The sequence below is a fragment of the Herbaspirillum sp. GW822-FHT03A08 genome, from assembly GCF_058801885.1.
On record NZ_JBXANR010000004.1, the window covers coordinates 301,326 to 317,808 of the forward strand.

General features: G+C 59.8%; 15 protein-coding genes. 10 read left to right on the forward strand and 5 right to left on the reverse strand.

Features of this window, described 5'->3' with window-relative positions; translation table 11 throughout:
- Positions 1-105: 105 nt before the first annotated feature.
- From AC1RN6_RS14575 to AC1RN6_RS14585, 3 genes are all read right to left on the reverse strand, one after another.
- Entirely contained in the window at positions 106-1,653 is a 1,548-nt protein-coding gene (locus tag AC1RN6_RS14575) for a methyltransferase regulatory domain-containing protein (RefSeq protein ID WP_493006157.1), read from the reverse strand.
- A 173-nt stretch (positions 1,654-1,826) separates the two neighbouring features.
- Positions 1,827-2,663: an isocitrate lyase/PEP mutase family protein gene (locus tag AC1RN6_RS14580; protein WP_493006158.1), complete on the reverse strand. Its 837-nt coding sequence runs from the start codon at positions 2,661-2,663 to the stop codon at positions 1,827-1,829.
- A gap of 79 nt (positions 2,664-2,742) precedes the next feature.
- A complete protein-coding gene (locus AC1RN6_RS14585; protein ID WP_493006159.1) occupies positions 2,743-4,062 on the reverse strand; it encodes an MFS transporter in 1,320 nt (439 codons plus the stop codon).
- Positions 4,063-4,405: 343 nt separating this feature from the next.
- Between AC1RN6_RS14585 and AC1RN6_RS14590 the strand changes: the two genes are divergently transcribed.
- From AC1RN6_RS14590 to AC1RN6_RS14630, 9 genes are all read left to right on the forward strand, one after another.
- Positions 4,406-4,771, forward strand: coding sequence for a nucleotide pyrophosphohydrolase (locus tag AC1RN6_RS14590; RefSeq protein ID WP_493006160.1), 366 nt, complete (start codon positions 4,406-4,408; stop codon positions 4,769-4,771).
- Positions 4,772-4,890: 119 nt separating this feature from the next.
- Positions 4,891-5,913, forward strand: a complete 1,023-nt coding sequence (locus tag AC1RN6_RS14595; RefSeq protein WP_493006161.1) for a tetratricopeptide repeat protein — start codon at positions 4,891-4,893, stop codon at positions 5,911-5,913.
- Between the two features lie 112 nt (positions 5,914-6,025).
- Entirely contained in the window at positions 6,026-6,679 is a 654-nt protein-coding gene (locus AC1RN6_RS14600) for a GntR family transcriptional regulator (protein WP_493006162.1), read from the forward strand.
- Between the two features lie 296 nt (positions 6,680-6,975).
- On the forward strand, positions 6,976-8,070 hold the full coding sequence (locus AC1RN6_RS14605; protein WP_493006163.1) for a BMP family ABC transporter substrate-binding protein: 1,095 nt from the start codon (positions 6,976-6,978) through the stop codon (positions 8,068-8,070).
- A 12-nt stretch (positions 8,071-8,082) separates the two neighbouring features.
- Positions 8,083-8,712 carry a flavin reductase family protein gene (locus tag AC1RN6_RS14610; protein ID WP_408170029.1) on the forward strand — a complete coding sequence of 210 codons (630 nt, stop codon included), beginning with the start codon at positions 8,083-8,085 and terminating at the stop codon, positions 8,710-8,712.
- 10 nt (positions 8,713-8,722) lie between these two features.
- Positions 8,723-9,193, forward strand: a complete 471-nt coding sequence (locus AC1RN6_RS14615) for a nucleoside deaminase (RefSeq protein ID WP_493006164.1) — start codon at positions 8,723-8,725, stop codon at positions 9,191-9,193.
- A gap of 238 nt (positions 9,194-9,431) precedes the next feature.
- Positions 9,432-10,433, forward strand: coding sequence for a sensor domain-containing diguanylate cyclase (locus AC1RN6_RS14620; RefSeq protein ID WP_493006165.1), 1,002 nt, complete (start codon positions 9,432-9,434; stop codon positions 10,431-10,433).
- Between the two features lie 145 nt (positions 10,434-10,578).
- On the forward strand, positions 10,579-11,043 hold the full coding sequence (locus AC1RN6_RS14625) for an AraC family transcriptional regulator (protein WP_493006166.1): 465 nt from the start codon (positions 10,579-10,581) through the stop codon (positions 11,041-11,043).
- Positions 11,044-11,126: 83 nt separating this feature from the next.
- Positions 11,127-12,710, forward strand: coding sequence for a sensor domain-containing diguanylate cyclase (locus AC1RN6_RS14630; protein ID WP_493006167.1), 1,584 nt, complete (start codon positions 11,127-11,129; stop codon positions 12,708-12,710).
- An 89-nt stretch (positions 12,711-12,799) separates the two neighbouring features.
- On the opposite strand, the gene AC1RN6_RS14635 is transcribed toward AC1RN6_RS14630, so the two are convergent.
- Positions 12,800-14,488 carry a methyl-accepting chemotaxis protein gene (locus AC1RN6_RS14635; RefSeq protein WP_493006168.1) on the reverse strand — a complete coding sequence of 563 codons (1,689 nt, stop codon included), beginning with the start codon at positions 14,486-14,488 and terminating at the stop codon, positions 12,800-12,802.
- A gap of 327 nt (positions 14,489-14,815) precedes the next feature.
- Here AC1RN6_RS14635 and AC1RN6_RS14640 point away from each other — a divergent pair, with 327 nt between their 5' ends.
- Positions 14,816-15,394: an aldehyde dehydrogenase gene (locus AC1RN6_RS14640; protein WP_493006169.1), complete on the forward strand. Its 579-nt coding sequence runs from the start codon at positions 14,816-14,818 to the stop codon at positions 15,392-15,394.
- A gap of 118 nt (positions 15,395-15,512) precedes the next feature.
- On the opposite strand, the gene AC1RN6_RS14645 is transcribed toward AC1RN6_RS14640, so the two are convergent.
- Positions 15,513-16,391 (reverse strand): PhzF family phenazine biosynthesis protein, encoded by an 879-nt coding sequence (locus AC1RN6_RS14645; RefSeq protein WP_493006170.1) that lies wholly within the window; start codon positions 16,389-16,391, stop codon positions 15,513-15,515.
- Between the last annotated feature and the right edge of the window lie 92 nt (positions 16,392-16,483).

Here is a 16,483-nt window from a genome sequence, read left to right on the forward strand (position 1 = left end):
CAAGAAATCTGCTGCTTGCGGGCATTGCCATCTTAACCGACTTTAATCTCTCTCATATAACGGGAAACTACGCGCGGCATACTTAAACACCACGAAACCGCGCATCTAAATCACCAGCAGCGCCTGCAACACAGGCAAGCGTTCCACGAAGAAACGTTGCGCCTGCACGCTCAGTTCGTCCAGATTGTCTTGCTCGTCCTCCAGACGCACGCCTTCGCGCACGAGCTTTTTTCCCTGCGCCGAAATATGCCGCCAGACAAACGCGATGATGTCGTCCGGCGTCTGCTGCTCTTCCAGTACGGCGAGCATGAACAGTTGCTGGATGCGATCGGCCGGCACGCCACCGCCGGTGAGCGGGCTGGAGAGATGTTCGATGTCGCCGTCGGATGTGCCCCCGGCAGACAGCGCAATGAGATGACGGTTGAGCGCAGCGCTGGCTTCACTGCCGTGCGCAATGTCGGCGTCCAGCTGCACCGGCGCCGCATTGCCCGCGCCGACCAGCATCATCACTGCATCGAGCACTTGCTGCAGGCCGAGGTTGCGCGAACCGACCACCCCGGCGATCTCGCCCAGCGAATGCGGCCGCATGTCCGACAGTTCTTCAATGATCGGCCCGTAGATGTGCGGGTTGAGCGTGATCTCGGTGGCGACTGTCTTGAGCATCATCGGGATCTTGTCCGGATGATTGAGCAGCACCACGCGCTGTTGCGCCAGCGTAGCCTGGTGCAGGGCGGGATCCAGACGTCGCGCGCCGCGCACCCAGTAGTCGCGGCGGAACTGCTGGTTGACCATGAAGTCGCGCACGCTCTGGCGCAGATGGCGATCGTCGATGCCATCGCTGAAAGCGCGCTGCTCCGGCGTCAGGTTGGCCATGTCGAGGTAATCGCGATAGTCGGCCGAACAGGCGAACTCCAGCCCCGCGCCGGACCAGATATCGGCCATGTCGGCAAAGGATTCGGCATGCCAGTTACGATTGAAATACTCGTGCGCCAGATAGTGGCGGCTTTGCTTTTTGACGAGTTCCAGGCGTTCCTGCATGAAGGGATTGGCCTGCGCATACAGCGGGTTGGCGGCGAACAGGCGGTCGGCAAACGCCAATGCGGCGTCGATGCGTTCGGCACTGCCCTTGCCGTCGTTGGACGGCGAGTCGAAATGGCGCAGCAGCAAATCGCGCAAGGGCATGAAAGCGGCCCAGCCCGGCTGCGTGTTGTAGCTGACGTAGAGCACGCCGCCGATCTTGAGGTGGCGTTCAACGAAGCCGCGAATGATGTGCCGGTTCTCGGCCGACACCCAACTCCAGATGCCGTGCATGGCGATGAAATCGAATTGCGGCAAGTCATCGCGTGCGCAAAACCCGGCGAAGCTGGCTTGCTGCAATTGCGCGCTGCTGCCTGCCGCCGTCGCCAGCGACTGTGCATTGGCGACCTGCTGCGCGTTGAAGTCGTTGCCGTACCACGCCACCGGCGATGCGGCTGCATGGATGTTGATGCTCAGACCCTGGCCGAATCCCAGTTCGCAGGCGGTGCGCACCAGCGGGCTGTCGAGCCCGACTGCGGCAAATCCCAGCTGCAGCCGGGCCGGATTAAGTTGCGGGTAGTAGCCGTGGGTGTAGCCGATGTCGGTGACATAGCCGTCGGTCCAGTTGGAGTTCATTGCGCCGTCTATCCCTTGTTGTGCGTTGCGTGCGTTCTACGTCTGCGGGGGAATTCGATGAAAATGCCAATCCGCAGTGTCGCAGAATCGGACAAGGGCGTTTTGACGAATACGGCGGAAATTCAGCCCCATTCCCCAATCTGACTGCCGGCTGACCGGACATGGCAGCCCGTTTATTGATAGCACCCGATCTCCAGCACGGCCTCGTAGTCGGCAATCGAGATCGCTCCCGACGGTGCACCGAAGGCGCTGCCGGTAGTACGGATATGTTGTGCGAAGCGCTGCATCATGTGGGCATAGGCCAGCGTCGCCGAGATCGGGAAACTGAGCACGCGAAACCCCAGCGCGCCGAACTGCGCGGCGGTGAGCGGAGGCGTCTTGCCGTCGACGGCGTTGAACATCAGCGGCGCATCGATGGCGGCGATGGCCTGGCGCATTTCATCTTCGAACTGCAGCATTTCCAGCAGCACCAGATCGGCGCCGGCTTCAGCGTATGCCTGGCCGCGTGCGATGGCTTCTTCCAGTCCGAGCGGAATGCGCGCATCGGAACGGCCGATGATCAGAAAGTCTTTGCTCTTGCGCGTTGCCACGGCGATACGGATTTTTTCTGCATGCTCTTCTTTGGAGATCAGCGCCAGACCTTTCATGGCGCCGCATTTCTTGGGGGTGACCTGGTCTTCGAGATGGATCGCCTGCACGCCGGCGGCTTCGTAGTTTTGCACGGTGCGCACGACGTTGTTGAGATTGCCGTAGCCGGTATCGGCATCGGCAATCACCGGTACCTGCACCGCACTGGCGAAAGCGCGTCCGCGCTCGACCATCTCGCTCATGCCGAGCAAACCGATGTCAGGCGCACCCAGCAGGCTTGCGGATAAACCATTGCCGGTCATGTAGACGGCTTCGAAACCGGCCTGCTCATAAATTTTGGCGCCGAGTGCATCATGGCAGCCGGGAGCGACGATGATGCCGGGCTGGCGCAGACGTGCAGCCAGAGAGAGTGCTTGTGTCATGAGGCTTCCTGCAAAAAATTGCGCCGCCATCGGCATGAGGGCGGCGCAGGTTCTTCAAATAGGCTGAGTCAATCCGGCTTCAGTCAGCAGCGCGGTCGTTCTTGAACTTGAGCGATGCGCACAGCACGAAACCGATCATCGGACTCACCGCCAGCACCAGCAAGGCCATCGAGAAGCTTTGCGTGGTTTCGCGGATCCAGCCGACCAGATAGGGGCCGATGAAGCCGCCGATCTGCGCGAAGCCGTTGATCATCGCAATGCCGCCGGCCGCAGCCGCGCCGGTCAGGAATTGCGTCGGCAAGGTCCAGAACACGCCCAGCGTGGCCCACAAACCCATCGCCGCAATGCAGATCAGAATCAGACCGACGACAGGCGACGACACCAGTGCGCTGGCCGCGAGGAACACGCCGCCGCACAGACCGGCGCAGGCGGTGTGCATCTTGCGCTCACCGGTGCGATCCGAGCTGCGCGCCACCAGCACCAGGCCGACCGCCGCGCAGATAAACGGAATCGCCGACACGATACCGGTCTGAAAGTTGTTGAGACCGCCCAGACTCTTGACGATTTGCGGCAGCCACAACACCACGCCATAAATCGCCACCGCGTTGAACATATAGATCAGCGTCAGAATCCACATGCGCTTGTCGCGGAAGATTTCGCGGAATTCATGCTGAGCATGCGGTGCGTTATCGGCCTGTTCGGCGGCCAGCGTGGAAGTCAGCCAGCGACGCTCATCGTTGTCCAGCCACTTGCCTTGCTCAGGACGATCGACCAGATAGAACAAGGTGACCACGCCCATGATGATGGCAGGCAGGCCTTCCAGGACAAACATCCATTGCCAGCCCGACAGGCCGTACCAGCCGTGGGTGGAACTCAGCAGATAACCCGACAGCGGCGCGCCGACCACCGACGACAGCACGGTCGCCAGCATGAACCCGGCGACGGCTTTGCCACGTTCTTTCTTCGGGAACCAGTAAGTCATGTAGAGCAGCACGCCCGGCGCAAAACCTGCCTCGGCCAGACCGAGCAGGAAGCGTAATGAATAGAAGCTCAACGGTCCTTCAATGGCGGCCATGGCGCAGCCGACGATGCCCCAGGTGACCATGATACGGGCGATCCAGATGCGCGGACCGACTTTGTGCAGGATCATGTTGCTGGGGATTTCAAAGGCGATGTAGCCGAGGAAAAAGATCCCCGCGCCCAGGCCGTAGACCTTGGCGCTCAGGCCGAGGTCGGCGTTCATGGTCAACGCGGCGAAACCGACGTTGACGCGATCCAGGTAATTGATCATGAACAGGAAAAAGCAGTACCAGACGATCTTGCGATGCAGCTTGCTGATGACGCGTTTGCCGATGTCTGTATCGGCGTCGGCGATCCCGGCTACGTTGGCGTAAGCCATATTGTCTCCTCAATATTGGATTGTTGTCAGATGGACATGTCACGCTGCTACCTGCTATTTGCAACCGGCCATCTGCCCCTTGGCGCTTATGTTGTTCTTGCCTTTGGGGAAGTCCGATTATACGAGATACCGATTAGAAGGTAAAAAGGTCTTACCAATTGTAAAGAGCATGCGGCGATGTCTTTACCGTCCCAAACATCTTCCCTGACAGACCTTTGTCCGCCGGCACACTCGCCGTGCTGGCATGCAGGCGATCTGCCTGCATCCTGAGATGCGCCGCTGAGTTCACCGTCGGCCGGGCAATCGGCTATAGTCTGCTTTTGCCCTCTTCTGCCCCGACCTCATGAGCGACTCCTCCCCCGCCTCCGACCTCACCGCTCTGCGCGACATCGTGCGCCAGTTCGCCGAGGAGCGCGACTGGCAGCAGTTTCACACGCCTAAAAATCTGGCCATGGCCTTGTCGGTCGAGGTGGCTGAACTGGTCGAGCACTTCCAGTGGCTCAAGACCGGTGAAGACCATGAACTCGACGACAGGCAACGTACCGGCATCCGCCATGAACTGGCCGACACGCTGGTGTATCTGATCCGTCTGGCGGACCGTGTCGATGTCGATCTGTATGACGCCGTGATCGAAAAGATGCAGCTCAATCGCGAGAAATATCCGGTCGATAAAGTCAAAGGCCAGTCGCGCAAGTACACCGAGTATTGAACGCCCGCGGCGATCGCAACTCCAAACTGCCGCATAGCGTCAGATCAAGCCTGAGATCAAGCAAGATCAGACACCAGATGCAGAGCAATGACCATGATCCACCCTGTTCAGGAAATAGAATGAAGCCGTCCCTCAAGATCGCCGCTGCATGCGGCACGCTGTTGAGCCTCTGCGCCCTGTCCGCGCATGCCGACATCAATAGTGCAATGAAGGCTTACGGCGAGCAGAAATACGATGCCGCCTATCGCGAGTTTTCACAGTTATCCGCGCAAGGCGACAATCGCGCAAAATCCTTCCTCACACTGATGACACTGCGCGGCCAGGGCACCGCCCGCGACGTCGTGCAAGGCGCCAGGCTCGCCCGCGAATGCGCCGAAGGCGGCGAACCGACCTGTGCCGCGATTTACGGCAACCTCAACCTGCCCGGCAATGGCCTGCCGGTCAATTTCACCGAGGCGCGTGCGTGGACGCGCAAAGCTGTCGCCGGCGGTGACCAGCGCGCCGGCTATGGATTGTGGCAGGCTTACTCACTCGATCCCGCCAACCAGTTCATGGTCAACGGCAAGGCAGACGACCGCAAGTACAACGCCATCGCCCGTCGCAGCATTGCCGAACGCGGCGATCAGATCGAAGCCATCGACGGTCTCGCCGGCGCTGCTGCCGCTGGTTATCTGCCGGCGCGACTGATGCTGGCGACACTGTTGCTGGAGCAAAGCGGCGCCGGCACGACCAAGCAAATCCGCACGCTGCTTGACGGTATCCCCAACCTGCCGGCGGACTATCAAAAATATCTCGCACTGGCGCAGCAAGTCGATACGCTGGGACCGACTCGCGCAGCGCCCAAGGTGGTTGCCGATGCAGTCCCGACAGTCATGACGGGCGCGGCGCTGGCATCGGAACGCAGCGGCACGCCGAACGCAACGCAGTGCAAGGACTTTCGGCTGATGTCCATCAAAGACGTCAGCACCGTGGGCGATGCCGTCTGGCTGCCGCTCAAGCAGCCGCTGGTGGCGGGAACCTATCCGGTCAAAGGAACATGGACGGAAGACTGGCACGTTTTCTTCTGCGGCGCCGAGCGTACGGTGCAGATGCAATTCTCGGCTGACGGCATGGGCGGCGCTGTTTACAAGGTGCGCTCATAAAGTGCGCTGATGTGCATTCCCGCAGCAAGAACATTGCAGTTATCATACGGGCGACTTCGGGCGGCTTGCTGAGCCCGCGCATCTGAACTGATCTGACTACGTTTGCACCTTCATGAAACCTCAACGCAGCGCCGACACTGCCGAAAGCCTTGACCAGACCGTCTATGACGCGCTCTTCAACGGCGTAATGCATGGCCGTCTGAAACCCGGCACGCGTTTGCAGGAAGCGGCCTTGTGCGAACAGTTCGGCGTCAGCCGCACCGTCGTGCGCCAGGCTTTGCGCCGCTTGTCCGAAGTCCAGATCGTCGACATCGTCGCCAACAAGGGCGCGGCCGTCGCGACACCGAGTCCCAAGGAAACCCGCGACGTTTTTGCTGCGCGCCGCGCCATCGAAGGCGCCATCGTGCGCGAGGTGGCGCGCCGCATCGAGCACGGCGATATCGAAAAACTCAAGCAACGGCTGCGCGCCGAACACGACGCCTTGCACGATCAGGATCATCCGCGCTGGGTGGCGCTGGCCGGCGGCTTTCATCTGGCGCTGGCGGAGTTGTCCGGCAACCAGGTCCTGCAGCGCATGCTGACCGAACTGATGACGCGCTGCTCCTTGATCGTCGCCTTGTACGAAGCACCCGGCGAAGCCAGTTGCGAACACGACGAACACGCCCGCCTCGTCGAACTGCTGTCCTTGCGCGACGGCCACGGCGCGGCTGATGAAATGGACAAGCACTTGCTGGCGCTGGAAGCACGCCTGCAACTTCCCGCCTGAGTTTCTCCCGCTCAACCGCCTCCCATCTTCCGCGTCGCATCTTTTTCAGTCTCTTTCTTCTCCTTGTTTCAAACGCACCAGAATTTTGCCGTTTGCCCGCGCATGGTGCGGATTCGTCTTTGATTGCGCCAAAATAAACAAATGTATACAATTTAATAAAATATATTATTTATATATAAATCAAATACTTAATTAATTTAAAAGGCTGGCATTTAACTTGCATGTATACAATTTAAGGGCGACCGTAATGCACTCTGCCCTGACCATTGTCCATCCATGTAAGGAGCCTTGTAGCCATGAAACGCCGTGACTTTCTTTTCGCCTCGGGCGCTGCCGCCCTCTCTTCGCTGTCCGCGCTGTCTGCACCGGTCATGGCCGCGACCAGCCCTGCGCCGCGCCTGAAAATCGGCTTTATCTATTCCGGCCCGGTGGCCGATATCGGCTGGTCGTTCCAGCACGACCTCGGCCGCCGCATGCTGGAACGCGAATTCGGCGCCCGCGTTGAAACCGTCTTCGTGGAGCGCGTGCCCGAAACGCCGGAAGCCGAACGCGTCATGCGCCAGCTGATCGATGACGGCTGCAAGATGATCTTCGCGACGTCCTTCGGCTTCATGAATCCGGTCATCAAGGTGGCGGCGGAATATCCCGACGTCATCTTCGAACACTGTTCCGGTTACAAGACCGCACGCAACGTCGGCATCTATCAGACACGTTTCTATGAAGGCGCTTATCTGCTCGGCACGATTGCCGGCCGCATGACCAAGACCAACACACTGGGCTATGTCGCACCGATTCCGATCCCGGAAGTGATCCGCAATCTGGATGCCTTCGTGCTCGGTGCGCGCAGCGTCAATCCCAAGGTCACCGCCAAGGTGGTCTGGATCAACGCCTGGTACGACCCGGGCCTGGAACGCGATGCGGCGCAGACCTTGATCGCGCAAGGCGTCGACACGCTGTACCAGAACACCGACTCGCCGGCCGCGGTGCAGGTGGCGCAGAGCCGCAACCTGTACGCCTTCGGCCAGGATTCCGACATGACGCGCTTCGGTCCCAACGCGCATCTCACCGGCAATGTATTGAACTGGGGCGTGTACTACGTTCACAAGGTGCGCCAGGTGCTGGAAGGCAAATGGAAATCGGAAGACACCAAATGGGGCATGAAGGAAGGCATCGTGCAGCTGGCGCCGCTCAATCCCGCTCTGCCCAAGGATGTCGTCGCGCTGGTCGAACAGCGCCGCAAGGCCATCGTCGCCGGCACGCTGCAACCGTTCGCCGGCCCGATCAATAATCAGGCCGGCCAGGTACAGGTGGCCGCCGGCAAGTCCGTGCCCGAATCCGAACTGTGGACCATGAAGTGGTACGTAGAAGGCATACAGGGCAAGCAACCTTAAGAAAGCATCGCCATGACTGAAATCGATTTCTCCGAACTGGGTGTGTATCAGCGCTACAAACTGATGGCGAGCCTGATCGTGCCGCGGCCGATTGCACTGATCACCACACTGGGCGAAGACGGCACCATCAACGCCGCACCGTTCAGCATGTTCAACATGCTCGGCGAAGATCCGCCGATCGTGATGGTCAGCATCAATCGCTTGCACGACGGCAATCTGAAAGACACTGCCGCCAACATTCTCAGAACCGGAGAGTTCGTCGTGCATCTGACCGACGAAGCCATGTGCGAACAAATGCATGCCTGCGGCGACCGGCTGCCCTCCGATGTGAGCGAGCTGGCGCACGCCGGGCTGCATGCGGTGCCGTCGCAAAGCGTCAAGCCGCCGCGCATCGCCGAAGCGCCGGTCGCCTTTGAATGCGTGCTGCATGAAAAACTGGAGACCGCCAGTCGCTACATTTTTATCGGACGCGTACAATGGCTCGCAGCGCGCGACGGCCTGGTGGACACCGAACTGTGGCGCGTGCGGTTGCAGGACTACCACCCGGTGGGCCGTTTCGGCGCCAGTTTTTACGTCAAGACCAGCGAGCGGTTTTCGCTGGAGAAGGCGCAGGCCAGCTCCACTCCGATCGACGAAATGTGAGAATAAAAAAATGACATTCAACGATAGTGACGTTAAAGCCATGCGCCTGGCAATTGAGGCATCTGCGGAAGCTCTTGCGGACGGTGATATGCCTTTCGGGGCGACGCTGGTGTCGCCGCAGGGCGAGATTTTGCTGGTCGCCGCCAACAATCAGAACAGCGCCGCCGATTGCACCGGCCATGCCGAAATGGTGCTGGTGCGCACCGCGCAAAAGCAACTTGGCCTTCGGGCGCTGCGCGGCGCGACTGTCTATGCCAGCGGCGAGCCTTGCGCGATGTGCAGCGGCGCGATGTTCTGGGCCGAAATCAAGCGCGTGGTGTATGCCGCCTCGACAGCGCAAATCGGCACGGCGCTGGGCGGCCCGCAACTGCCGATGCGCAGCGCCGACGTGCTGGCCAACACCAGCCCCGCCATGACCGTCGAAGGACCGCTGATGGCAGAAGAAGCCTGTGCGGTGCTGGCGCAGTTCGTGCCGGATTGACACTCGCCATATCACTCCGCGCCTATGCGAACGCAGCTGCTTGCCGTTAAGGCAAGTGGTTTCCGCTCGCCAATATTTCCCCCAGAACATGCTTGCGCTACAAGTGTAAATTTGACGCGCCTCGCTTCAGAAAACGGCATTGCTGTCGTTACCGGGATTACCTCCGACGCAGAATGTTGCATACATTCTTGCCGCGAAGAAGTTTTATTAGCCCGTTGCCATGAATCGAGTACAAGCCATGAAGATGCCTGAAATGTCGCCGCGTGATTTTTATCAAGTGAACGCATTGCATGCATTCGGCCTGTTCGCATCCTCGGCGGAAATGCGCTTTGAGCGTCTCACGCGTCTGGCCAAGCGCCTGTTCAACGTGCCGGTGGCGTTCGTCAGCCTGGTCGACACGCATCGCCAGTGGCTGCCGTCGAAATCGGATCATTCCGCCATTCCGCGCACCGCGGCAACCGCCGAAATGCTGGTGGTGCCCGATACGGTGCTGGACGATCGCTTTCAGGATCATCCGCTGATGGGCGATGCCAGCGTGCGCTTTTATGCGGGTTGCCCGATTCGCGTGGGCAACGGCGATCAGCTCGGCACGCTGTGCCTGATCGACAATCAGCCGCGCGCCTTCAACGACGACGACCAGGCCCTGTTGCTCGATCTGGCGAAGATGGCTGAGCAGGAATTATTTGCCATGGAACTGGCGACCATCGATGAGCTGACCCGCGTGCCAAACCGCCGCGGTTTCGAATCGATGGCGGAGCAGGCGCTGAGCCTGTGCAAGCGTCTCGACAAACCGGTCTCGCTGTTCTACTTCGATCTCGACCTGTTCAAGCAAATCAACGATCAGTTCGGCCATGCCGAAGGCGACCGCGCGCTGCAGGATTTCGGCGCCATTCTCACTCGCAGCTTCCGCCAGTCCGACATCATCGGCCGCCTGGGCGGCGACGAATTCGCCGTGCTGTTGCCCAATACCAATCAACAACAGGCGGACGTCGCGCTGCGCTTTCTCGACAAGGCGATCAGGCAGCACAACCGTAGCAGCAAGCGCGGCTACAAATTGCATTACAGCGTCGGGTACGCGGATAGCCATGCCGGCGGTGCGATGCACTCCATCGGTGAACTGATGCAACGCGCCGACGCGCGCATGTTCGAAAACAAGAAACAGCATGCGCGCCATGGCGCCAATGCGTTCGCGATGCTGCTGGATATGCTGCTGCCGGCGCAGCGTAAATACCGGCATTGATTCTGCCGCCGTTCTGCCGCCGTGCCACCTTCTTGCCGGCGTGATGTACGTGCGCATGCGCCAGTGGCTGCTTGTGACTATCTCCGCAAAACCCGAAATTGACTTCGAGTATGATGTGCGCTCCAACTCGTCACGGGAGTGAAACATGAACTTGCGCATTGTTGATTTGCCACCGGTCAAAGTTGCTTTCCTGCGCTACACCGGCCCTTACGGCCCTGCGCTGGGCGACTTCTGGCGCGACACGTTCATTCCCTGGCTGCAAACCAATCACCTCGACGGTCCGACCTGCTATGGCATCGGATTGGATGACCCTGCGACCACGCCGCCCGAACAATGCCGCTATGACGCTTGCGTGCAAGTGCCGGCCGGCTTTGTCGCCACCGGCGCGGCCCAGCTGACCGCGCTGCCGGGCGGACGCTATGCGGTGGCGGATTTCCGCGGCCATGCGCGCGACATCGGTCGGGCCTGGATGGACATGTGCGGGCAATGGGTCCCCGGGCAGCAATTGCAGTTCGACGCGCGGCCCAGTTTTGAACGTTATGTGCCGGGTTCGCGCACGGATCCGGAAACCGGTTTATTTTCCTGCGAACTCTGTGTCGCGGTGCGTTAAACTTCTTTGGATTGCAGTTCGGTTCTCTGAGTTTTTTTGTCCTGCTGTTGCCGTCGAGGGAGCGCAATGATAGGTACGCGACAATGAGTACGACAGACACAGGCGCCATGACCGTTGCGCCGGCGGAGCCGTCACGTGAAGAAGCCGTGAGAAAGCCGGCCTCGGTCGCCAACCTCGCGATCGGTTTCATCCTGCTGGTGTGCGGCCTGTTTATCGTCGTCGACCTGATTCAGTTGGGCGTGGCCCGCAAGCAGCAAATTGACGACACCAACATCGCTGTCACCAACATATCGCGCGCTCTGCAACGCCACGCCGACGATGCGATCAAATCAGCCGATGTCTCTCTGATCGGCATGGTCAAATTGATCGAATCCGAAGGAAGCGGCGCGAAAGGGCAGCGAAACCTTGCAACGCTGATGGGACAGAATGCCAATGCGCTGCCGCAAATCCATGCCTACTTCGCGTATGACGAACACGGCCGCTCTCTGGTCGACTCCACACCGCTATACGTGCCGCAGGACGTATCCGATCGCGAATACTTCATGTTTCACCGCGACAATCCCGGCCGCGACGCCCATATCGGCCCGCTGATCAAAAACCGCACCACCGGCTCATGGGTCATTACAGTGTCGCGCCGCCTTAATCACCCGGACGGCAGCTTCGCAGGCGTCATCATGGCGGCGCTCGATCTGGAATACTTCAAGACCTTTTACGAGACCTTCGACATCGGCAAGGAAGGCGTGGTTTTTCTCGGCATGAACAAGGGAACCGTGCTGGTGCGGCGTCCGCTATACGAACAATACGTCGGCAAGACCATGATCGACACGCCTATCTTTCGCGACCACGTCACCAAGAAATCGTCCGGGCTGGTCACGTTCAGATCGCCGATCGACAATAAGGTCCGGCTCACCGCCTACGATCATTTGCAGCACTACCCGCTGTATGTTTTCGTGGCGTTGTCGAAGCAGGAGGCGTTATCGGGCTGGGTCGCCGACACCATCATGCATGCCTGCGGGATCGGGGTGCTGGTGCTGACGCTGGCGTTGCTGGGATGGCGGCTGGTGCGGCAAATCAGATTGCGCGCGCTCACCGAAATCTCGCTGCGCGAGGCGCGCGACTCGCTCAACGAACTCAACGCCACCTTGCAGCGGCTGGCATTGGAAGACGGGCTGACCGGTCTGGCCAACCGGCGCCATTTCGATCTGGCGCTGCAGGAAGAACTCAGCCGCGCGACGCGCAATGCCAGTTCGCTGGCGCTGATCATGATCGATGTCGATCGCTTCAAGCAATACAACGACATCTACGGCCACGCCGCCGGCGACGAATGCCTGCGCCAGATCGGGCGCGCCGTAAAGAACGTGCAGCGCCGCAGCGGCGATCTGGCCGCGCGCTATGGCGGAGAAGAACTGGCGGTGCTGCTGCCAGACACCAATCTCGCAGCAGCCGTAAAAATCGCCGAGAAACTGCGCCAGACCATCGATGCACTCAAGATTGCGCATGCCGGCAATCCGGTCGGCAATGTCACTGTCAGCGCCGGTATTGACGCCCTCATGCCTGTGCGGGCCGAAGACCTGCCCGACACCTTGATCCGCCAGGCCGATCAGGCGCTTTACATGGCGAAAAAACAGGGGCGCAATCAGGTTTGCGCTGCGACTGACGTAGTCTGAAGCGCGCCCGTAAAGCGCACATGAAAAAGCCGCAACGTTTCTCGCAAACGCTGCGGCTTTTATTCATTGCGCCACGATGACGACAGGGATCAGTGCGGCAACAGCTTGACGTTGCGCTTGCCGTCGTTGTGCGCAATGGCCAGACGCGATCCGCCGGAAATCATCGGCAGCTCAACCGCATTGAGCACGGCGCCGTCCACGCTTCGGACCACCATCGATGCGCCATGGCCATGCGACAACTTGAACAGGCTGACCGCGCGCGTCAGGCTCTCGGCCTGCTCCTGCAGGGAGCGGGCTGCGGCGGCGGCTTGCTCAACCAGCGCCGCATTGTGCTGCGTGACTTCATCCATCTGATTGATCGCACCGCTGACCTGCACGATGCCCTGATGCTGCTCCTGGCTGGCGACACTGATTTCCTCGACGATGCCGGTTACGCGCTTGACGCTGGCGACTACGTCATCCATCGTGCTGCCCGCGAGTTCGACCAGCTCGGTGCCGCTGGCGACCTTGTTCACGGAATCGGCGATCAGTTCCTTGATTTCCTTGGCGGCGGTGGCGGAACGTTGCGCCAGGCTGCGCACTTCACTTGCCACGACAGCGAAACCGCGGCCTTGTTCGCCGGCGCGCGCGGCTTCCACCGCCGCGTTCAGTGCGAGGATATTGGTCTGGAAGGCGATGCTGTCGATCACGCTGATGATGTCGACGATCTTGCGCGAGGATTCATTGATGGAGCCCATGGTTTCCACCACCTGGCCGACCACGCTGCCGCCCTTCACCGCCACCGACGATGCGGTCGCACCGAGCGCGTTGGCCTGGTGCGCATTGTCCGCGTTGCGCTGGACCGTCGCGGTCAGCTCTTCCATGGCCGATGCCGTTTCTTCCAGCGAGCCGGCTTGTTCTTCCGTGCGCGCCGAGAGGTCGGCGTTGCCGGAGGCAATCTGGCTCGATGCAGAAGCTATCGTATGTGCGCCTTCGCGGATCTGGCCGACGATATGCGCCAGGTTGTCGCGCATTTCTTTCATCGACATCAGCAGGCTGCCCTGATCGCTGCTCTTGGTGTTGATCTCGATGGCGAGGTCGCCTTTGGCGATGTGGTCGGCGATTTCCACCGCATAGTCGGGCTCGCCGCCGAGCTGCTTCAACAAGCCGCGCGTGATCACCACCGCGACGACGATGCCGATCAGCACGGCAATGACGGTCATGCCGATGATCCAGGCGATCGAACGGTCAAACAAGCTGTCGGAAGCGGCGCCCGCTTCGGCTACGCGCTGTTCGGTCTGCCTGATGACGACGTTGATGTCACGCACGATCTGGCGACGCAGCGGACTGCATTCCTTGACGAGGAAATCGCCATATTCCTGCATCTGCCCCGCCTCGCGATATTTACGCGGACGTTTCAGTTCTTCGGCCATCGCCAGCAGACCGGCACTCACCTTGTCGAAATCGGCGTCGCCCTTGAATGCCGGCGCCATGGCTTTCAACGTATCAAGGTAAATCGCCTTTTGCTCGTCGACAATCGCCAGTTCCTTCATCGCCTCGGCGTTGTCGGTAAAAATGAAGGCATTGCGTGCCGCCAGGCCGGTCTGATCCAGCGCTTCGCGTGCGTTGTACAAAGGCTGCAGTTTTTCCGCCTGTACTTTGTCGCCGTACTTGACGGTGTCCAGAATCCCTTCCAGACGCAGCAGAGCAAACACTGCCATGGCCGACAACATGAACACCAGCAGCCCGAATCCCAGGCCGAGGCGTACCCCGATTTTCAATTTGTTTAACGCACGCATGCTTGTTCCCAATCCGAAGTTTTTGTCAAAAGTCGACCTTACGGGTGAGCACGTCCCATGCCACGCCGGAGAAAAAATATTTACTACAGGAAACAATGTCCTGTATTTTTGAGTATGCTTGAGGTTGCGTCAGGTGATGCCAGACGTTGCGTACAGTCTTGCCGGGCGGAAAAGCTTTGCCAGCTTGGCGTACGACCGTGCGAAGATATCACATACGATCAAGAATGCTTATTTTTTCCGCAATGCTTTCGCGGCATCTTTACAACATAATTGACACAAACCAGAAACAACTCCATGTTAAAAATTCAAACAAATAAGGGGGGAATCATGAACAAACACATCGTCCGCGTCGTGCTGTCGCTGCTGCTTCCTTTTTCTCTCCTGACCGCCTGCGACCATTCGGTCGACGACAAACTGGCGGCACAGGCGGCTGCTGAACAATCGCTGGGCATCTCCCCAAGCCTGTTCGCGACCAAGTTCAACCGCGCCATCGCCGATGTACTGGAAGACCGCAACGATGAGGGCGCCGGCCGTATGGCGCCGCTCTACACCATCGACGTCACTCAGTTGCACAACGGCGGCGAAAAACACACCTTCCAGACTCAGGTCGGTCCGGCGCAGACATCCATGATGGGCAGTCTGGCCAAAGACGGCGACCTGAAGACGGTGGGCGTGCTGCTTTCCAATCGCAGCGAAGGTGCGCGGGCGGAATTTTTCCTGTGTGCAGAAGCCACCGGCCGCCTGGTCACCGACGGCGATAAGAAAAAGCTGCCGGACCTGATCAAACGCCTGGTCAACAACGCCCTGAACAACCCCGGCCAGCGCATGACGGAAGTCGTCGGCGACAAGCTGATGTCAGCGGAGATCATCCAGCAGGGATTGATGTTCCAGGTCGAACACAAGTAAAAGCAGAATATTCTGTGCAAAACAAAGCGGGGGGTGACCATGGTCGCCCCCCGCTGCTTTCTTGCCTCAGATTTGCCGGCTCGCTAGCTCTTGCCTTGCCGTTCCCGGTATCCGGGAATCAGACGTCCAGTTTGATCAGGCGCGTCGCCTTGGCCGTCCCGCCGGCCATCAGATGGTGGATCCTGCCGTCGGCGACGGACAGTTTGACCTTGATGACGCTGGGTGACGGCGGCTGCATCAGATAGCCCTGTTCGATAATGATCTCGGCGTCCCTGACACCGGCGTAGTCGCGCAGATAACAGGCCAGCGGCCCGGCTGCCGTACCGGTTGCCGACTCCTCCGGGATGCCGAAGCGCGGCGCGAACATGCGTACGCCGGCATGCCGTCCGCTGACTGTCGTCATGTCGGAGAATGCGTAGTAGCCGATCACATCCAGCTCATTGCTGATGGCTTCGATCAGTTTGAAATCGGGACGCAGCGTGGAAACCGTCTGTTCGTCCGGAAACGGCAGCACCAGGAAGGTATTGCTGGTATTGACCAGCGCCGGCACCAGCATGCTGTGAAACTGCCCGGGCGCTACGCCCAGCGATGCCGCAATCCGTGCGGTGAAAGGCGAGCTGGCGGGAATGTCGCGATACTCCGGCGCGCGCTGTTCCATGTAGACCATGTCGCCATCGATCAGGATGTTGCGGTTGCCGTCGATGGTTTCCTTCGACAGCATGCCTTCGCCGACCATGCCCAGCTTGCGCAGCAGGGAGAACGTCGCGATGGTGGCGTGGCCGCAATGCGCGATCTGGCGTGTCGGGGTGAAAAATTCGAGTTTGATGGTGGCGCTTTGCGAGGCGGAAACAAATGCCGTCTCGGACAAACCCAGCTTGCGGGAAATGTGCAGCTTCTGGTTTGCCGTCAGATTATTCGCGTCGAGCACTACGCCTGCGGGATTGCCGCCAAGGGCGCCATCAATGAAAGCATTAACGATCTGAGCTTCGACGTGCAAAATGAAATCCCCCCGAAGTGTGTATTTAACTATTTGTTCTTCAGGGGATTCTAGCGCAACACGCCTGTTCTTCGCTGGCGTGTTGCAACTTT

What these genes read in the sequence shown, in the direction of transcription:
- AC1RN6_RS14575 (WP_493006157.1), bottom strand. Translation starts at nt 1,653, where the DNA reads ATGAACTCCAACTGGACCGACGGCTATGTCACCGACATCGGCTACACC.
- AC1RN6_RS14580 (WP_493006158.1), bottom strand. Translation starts at nt 2,663, where the DNA reads ATGACACAAGCACTCTCTCTGGCTGCACGTCTGCGCCAGCCCGGCATC.
- AC1RN6_RS14585 (WP_493006159.1), bottom strand. Translation starts at nt 4,062, where the DNA reads ATGGCTTACGCCAACGTAGCCGGGATCGCCGACGCCGATACAGACATC.
- AC1RN6_RS14590 (WP_493006160.1), top strand. Translation starts at nt 4,406, where the DNA reads ATGAGCGACTCCTCCCCCGCCTCCGACCTCACCGCTCTGCGCGACATC.
- AC1RN6_RS14595 (WP_493006161.1), top strand. Translation starts at nt 4,891, where the DNA reads ATGAAGCCGTCCCTCAAGATCGCCGCTGCATGCGGCACGCTGTTGAGC.
- AC1RN6_RS14600 (WP_493006162.1), top strand. Translation starts at nt 6,026, where the DNA reads ATGAAACCTCAACGCAGCGCCGACACTGCCGAAAGCCTTGACCAGACC.
- AC1RN6_RS14605 (WP_493006163.1), top strand. Translation starts at nt 6,976, where the DNA reads ATGAAACGCCGTGACTTTCTTTTCGCCTCGGGCGCTGCCGCCCTCTCT.
- AC1RN6_RS14610 (WP_408170029.1), top strand. Translation starts at nt 8,083, where the DNA reads ATGACTGAAATCGATTTCTCCGAACTGGGTGTGTATCAGCGCTACAAA.
- AC1RN6_RS14615 (WP_493006164.1), top strand. Translation starts at nt 8,723, where the DNA reads ATGACATTCAACGATAGTGACGTTAAAGCCATGCGCCTGGCAATTGAG.
- AC1RN6_RS14620 (WP_493006165.1), top strand. Translation starts at nt 9,432, where the DNA reads ATGAAGATGCCTGAAATGTCGCCGCGTGATTTTTATCAAGTGAACGCA.
- AC1RN6_RS14625 (WP_493006166.1), top strand. Translation starts at nt 10,579, where the DNA reads ATGAACTTGCGCATTGTTGATTTGCCACCGGTCAAAGTTGCTTTCCTG.
- AC1RN6_RS14630 (WP_493006167.1), top strand. Translation starts at nt 11,127, where the DNA reads ATGAGTACGACAGACACAGGCGCCATGACCGTTGCGCCGGCGGAGCCG.
- AC1RN6_RS14635 (WP_493006168.1), bottom strand. Translation starts at nt 14,488, where the DNA reads ATGCGTGCGTTAAACAAATTGAAAATCGGGGTACGCCTCGGCCTGGGA.
- AC1RN6_RS14640 (WP_493006169.1), top strand. Translation starts at nt 14,816, where the DNA reads ATGAACAAACACATCGTCCGCGTCGTGCTGTCGCTGCTGCTTCCTTTT.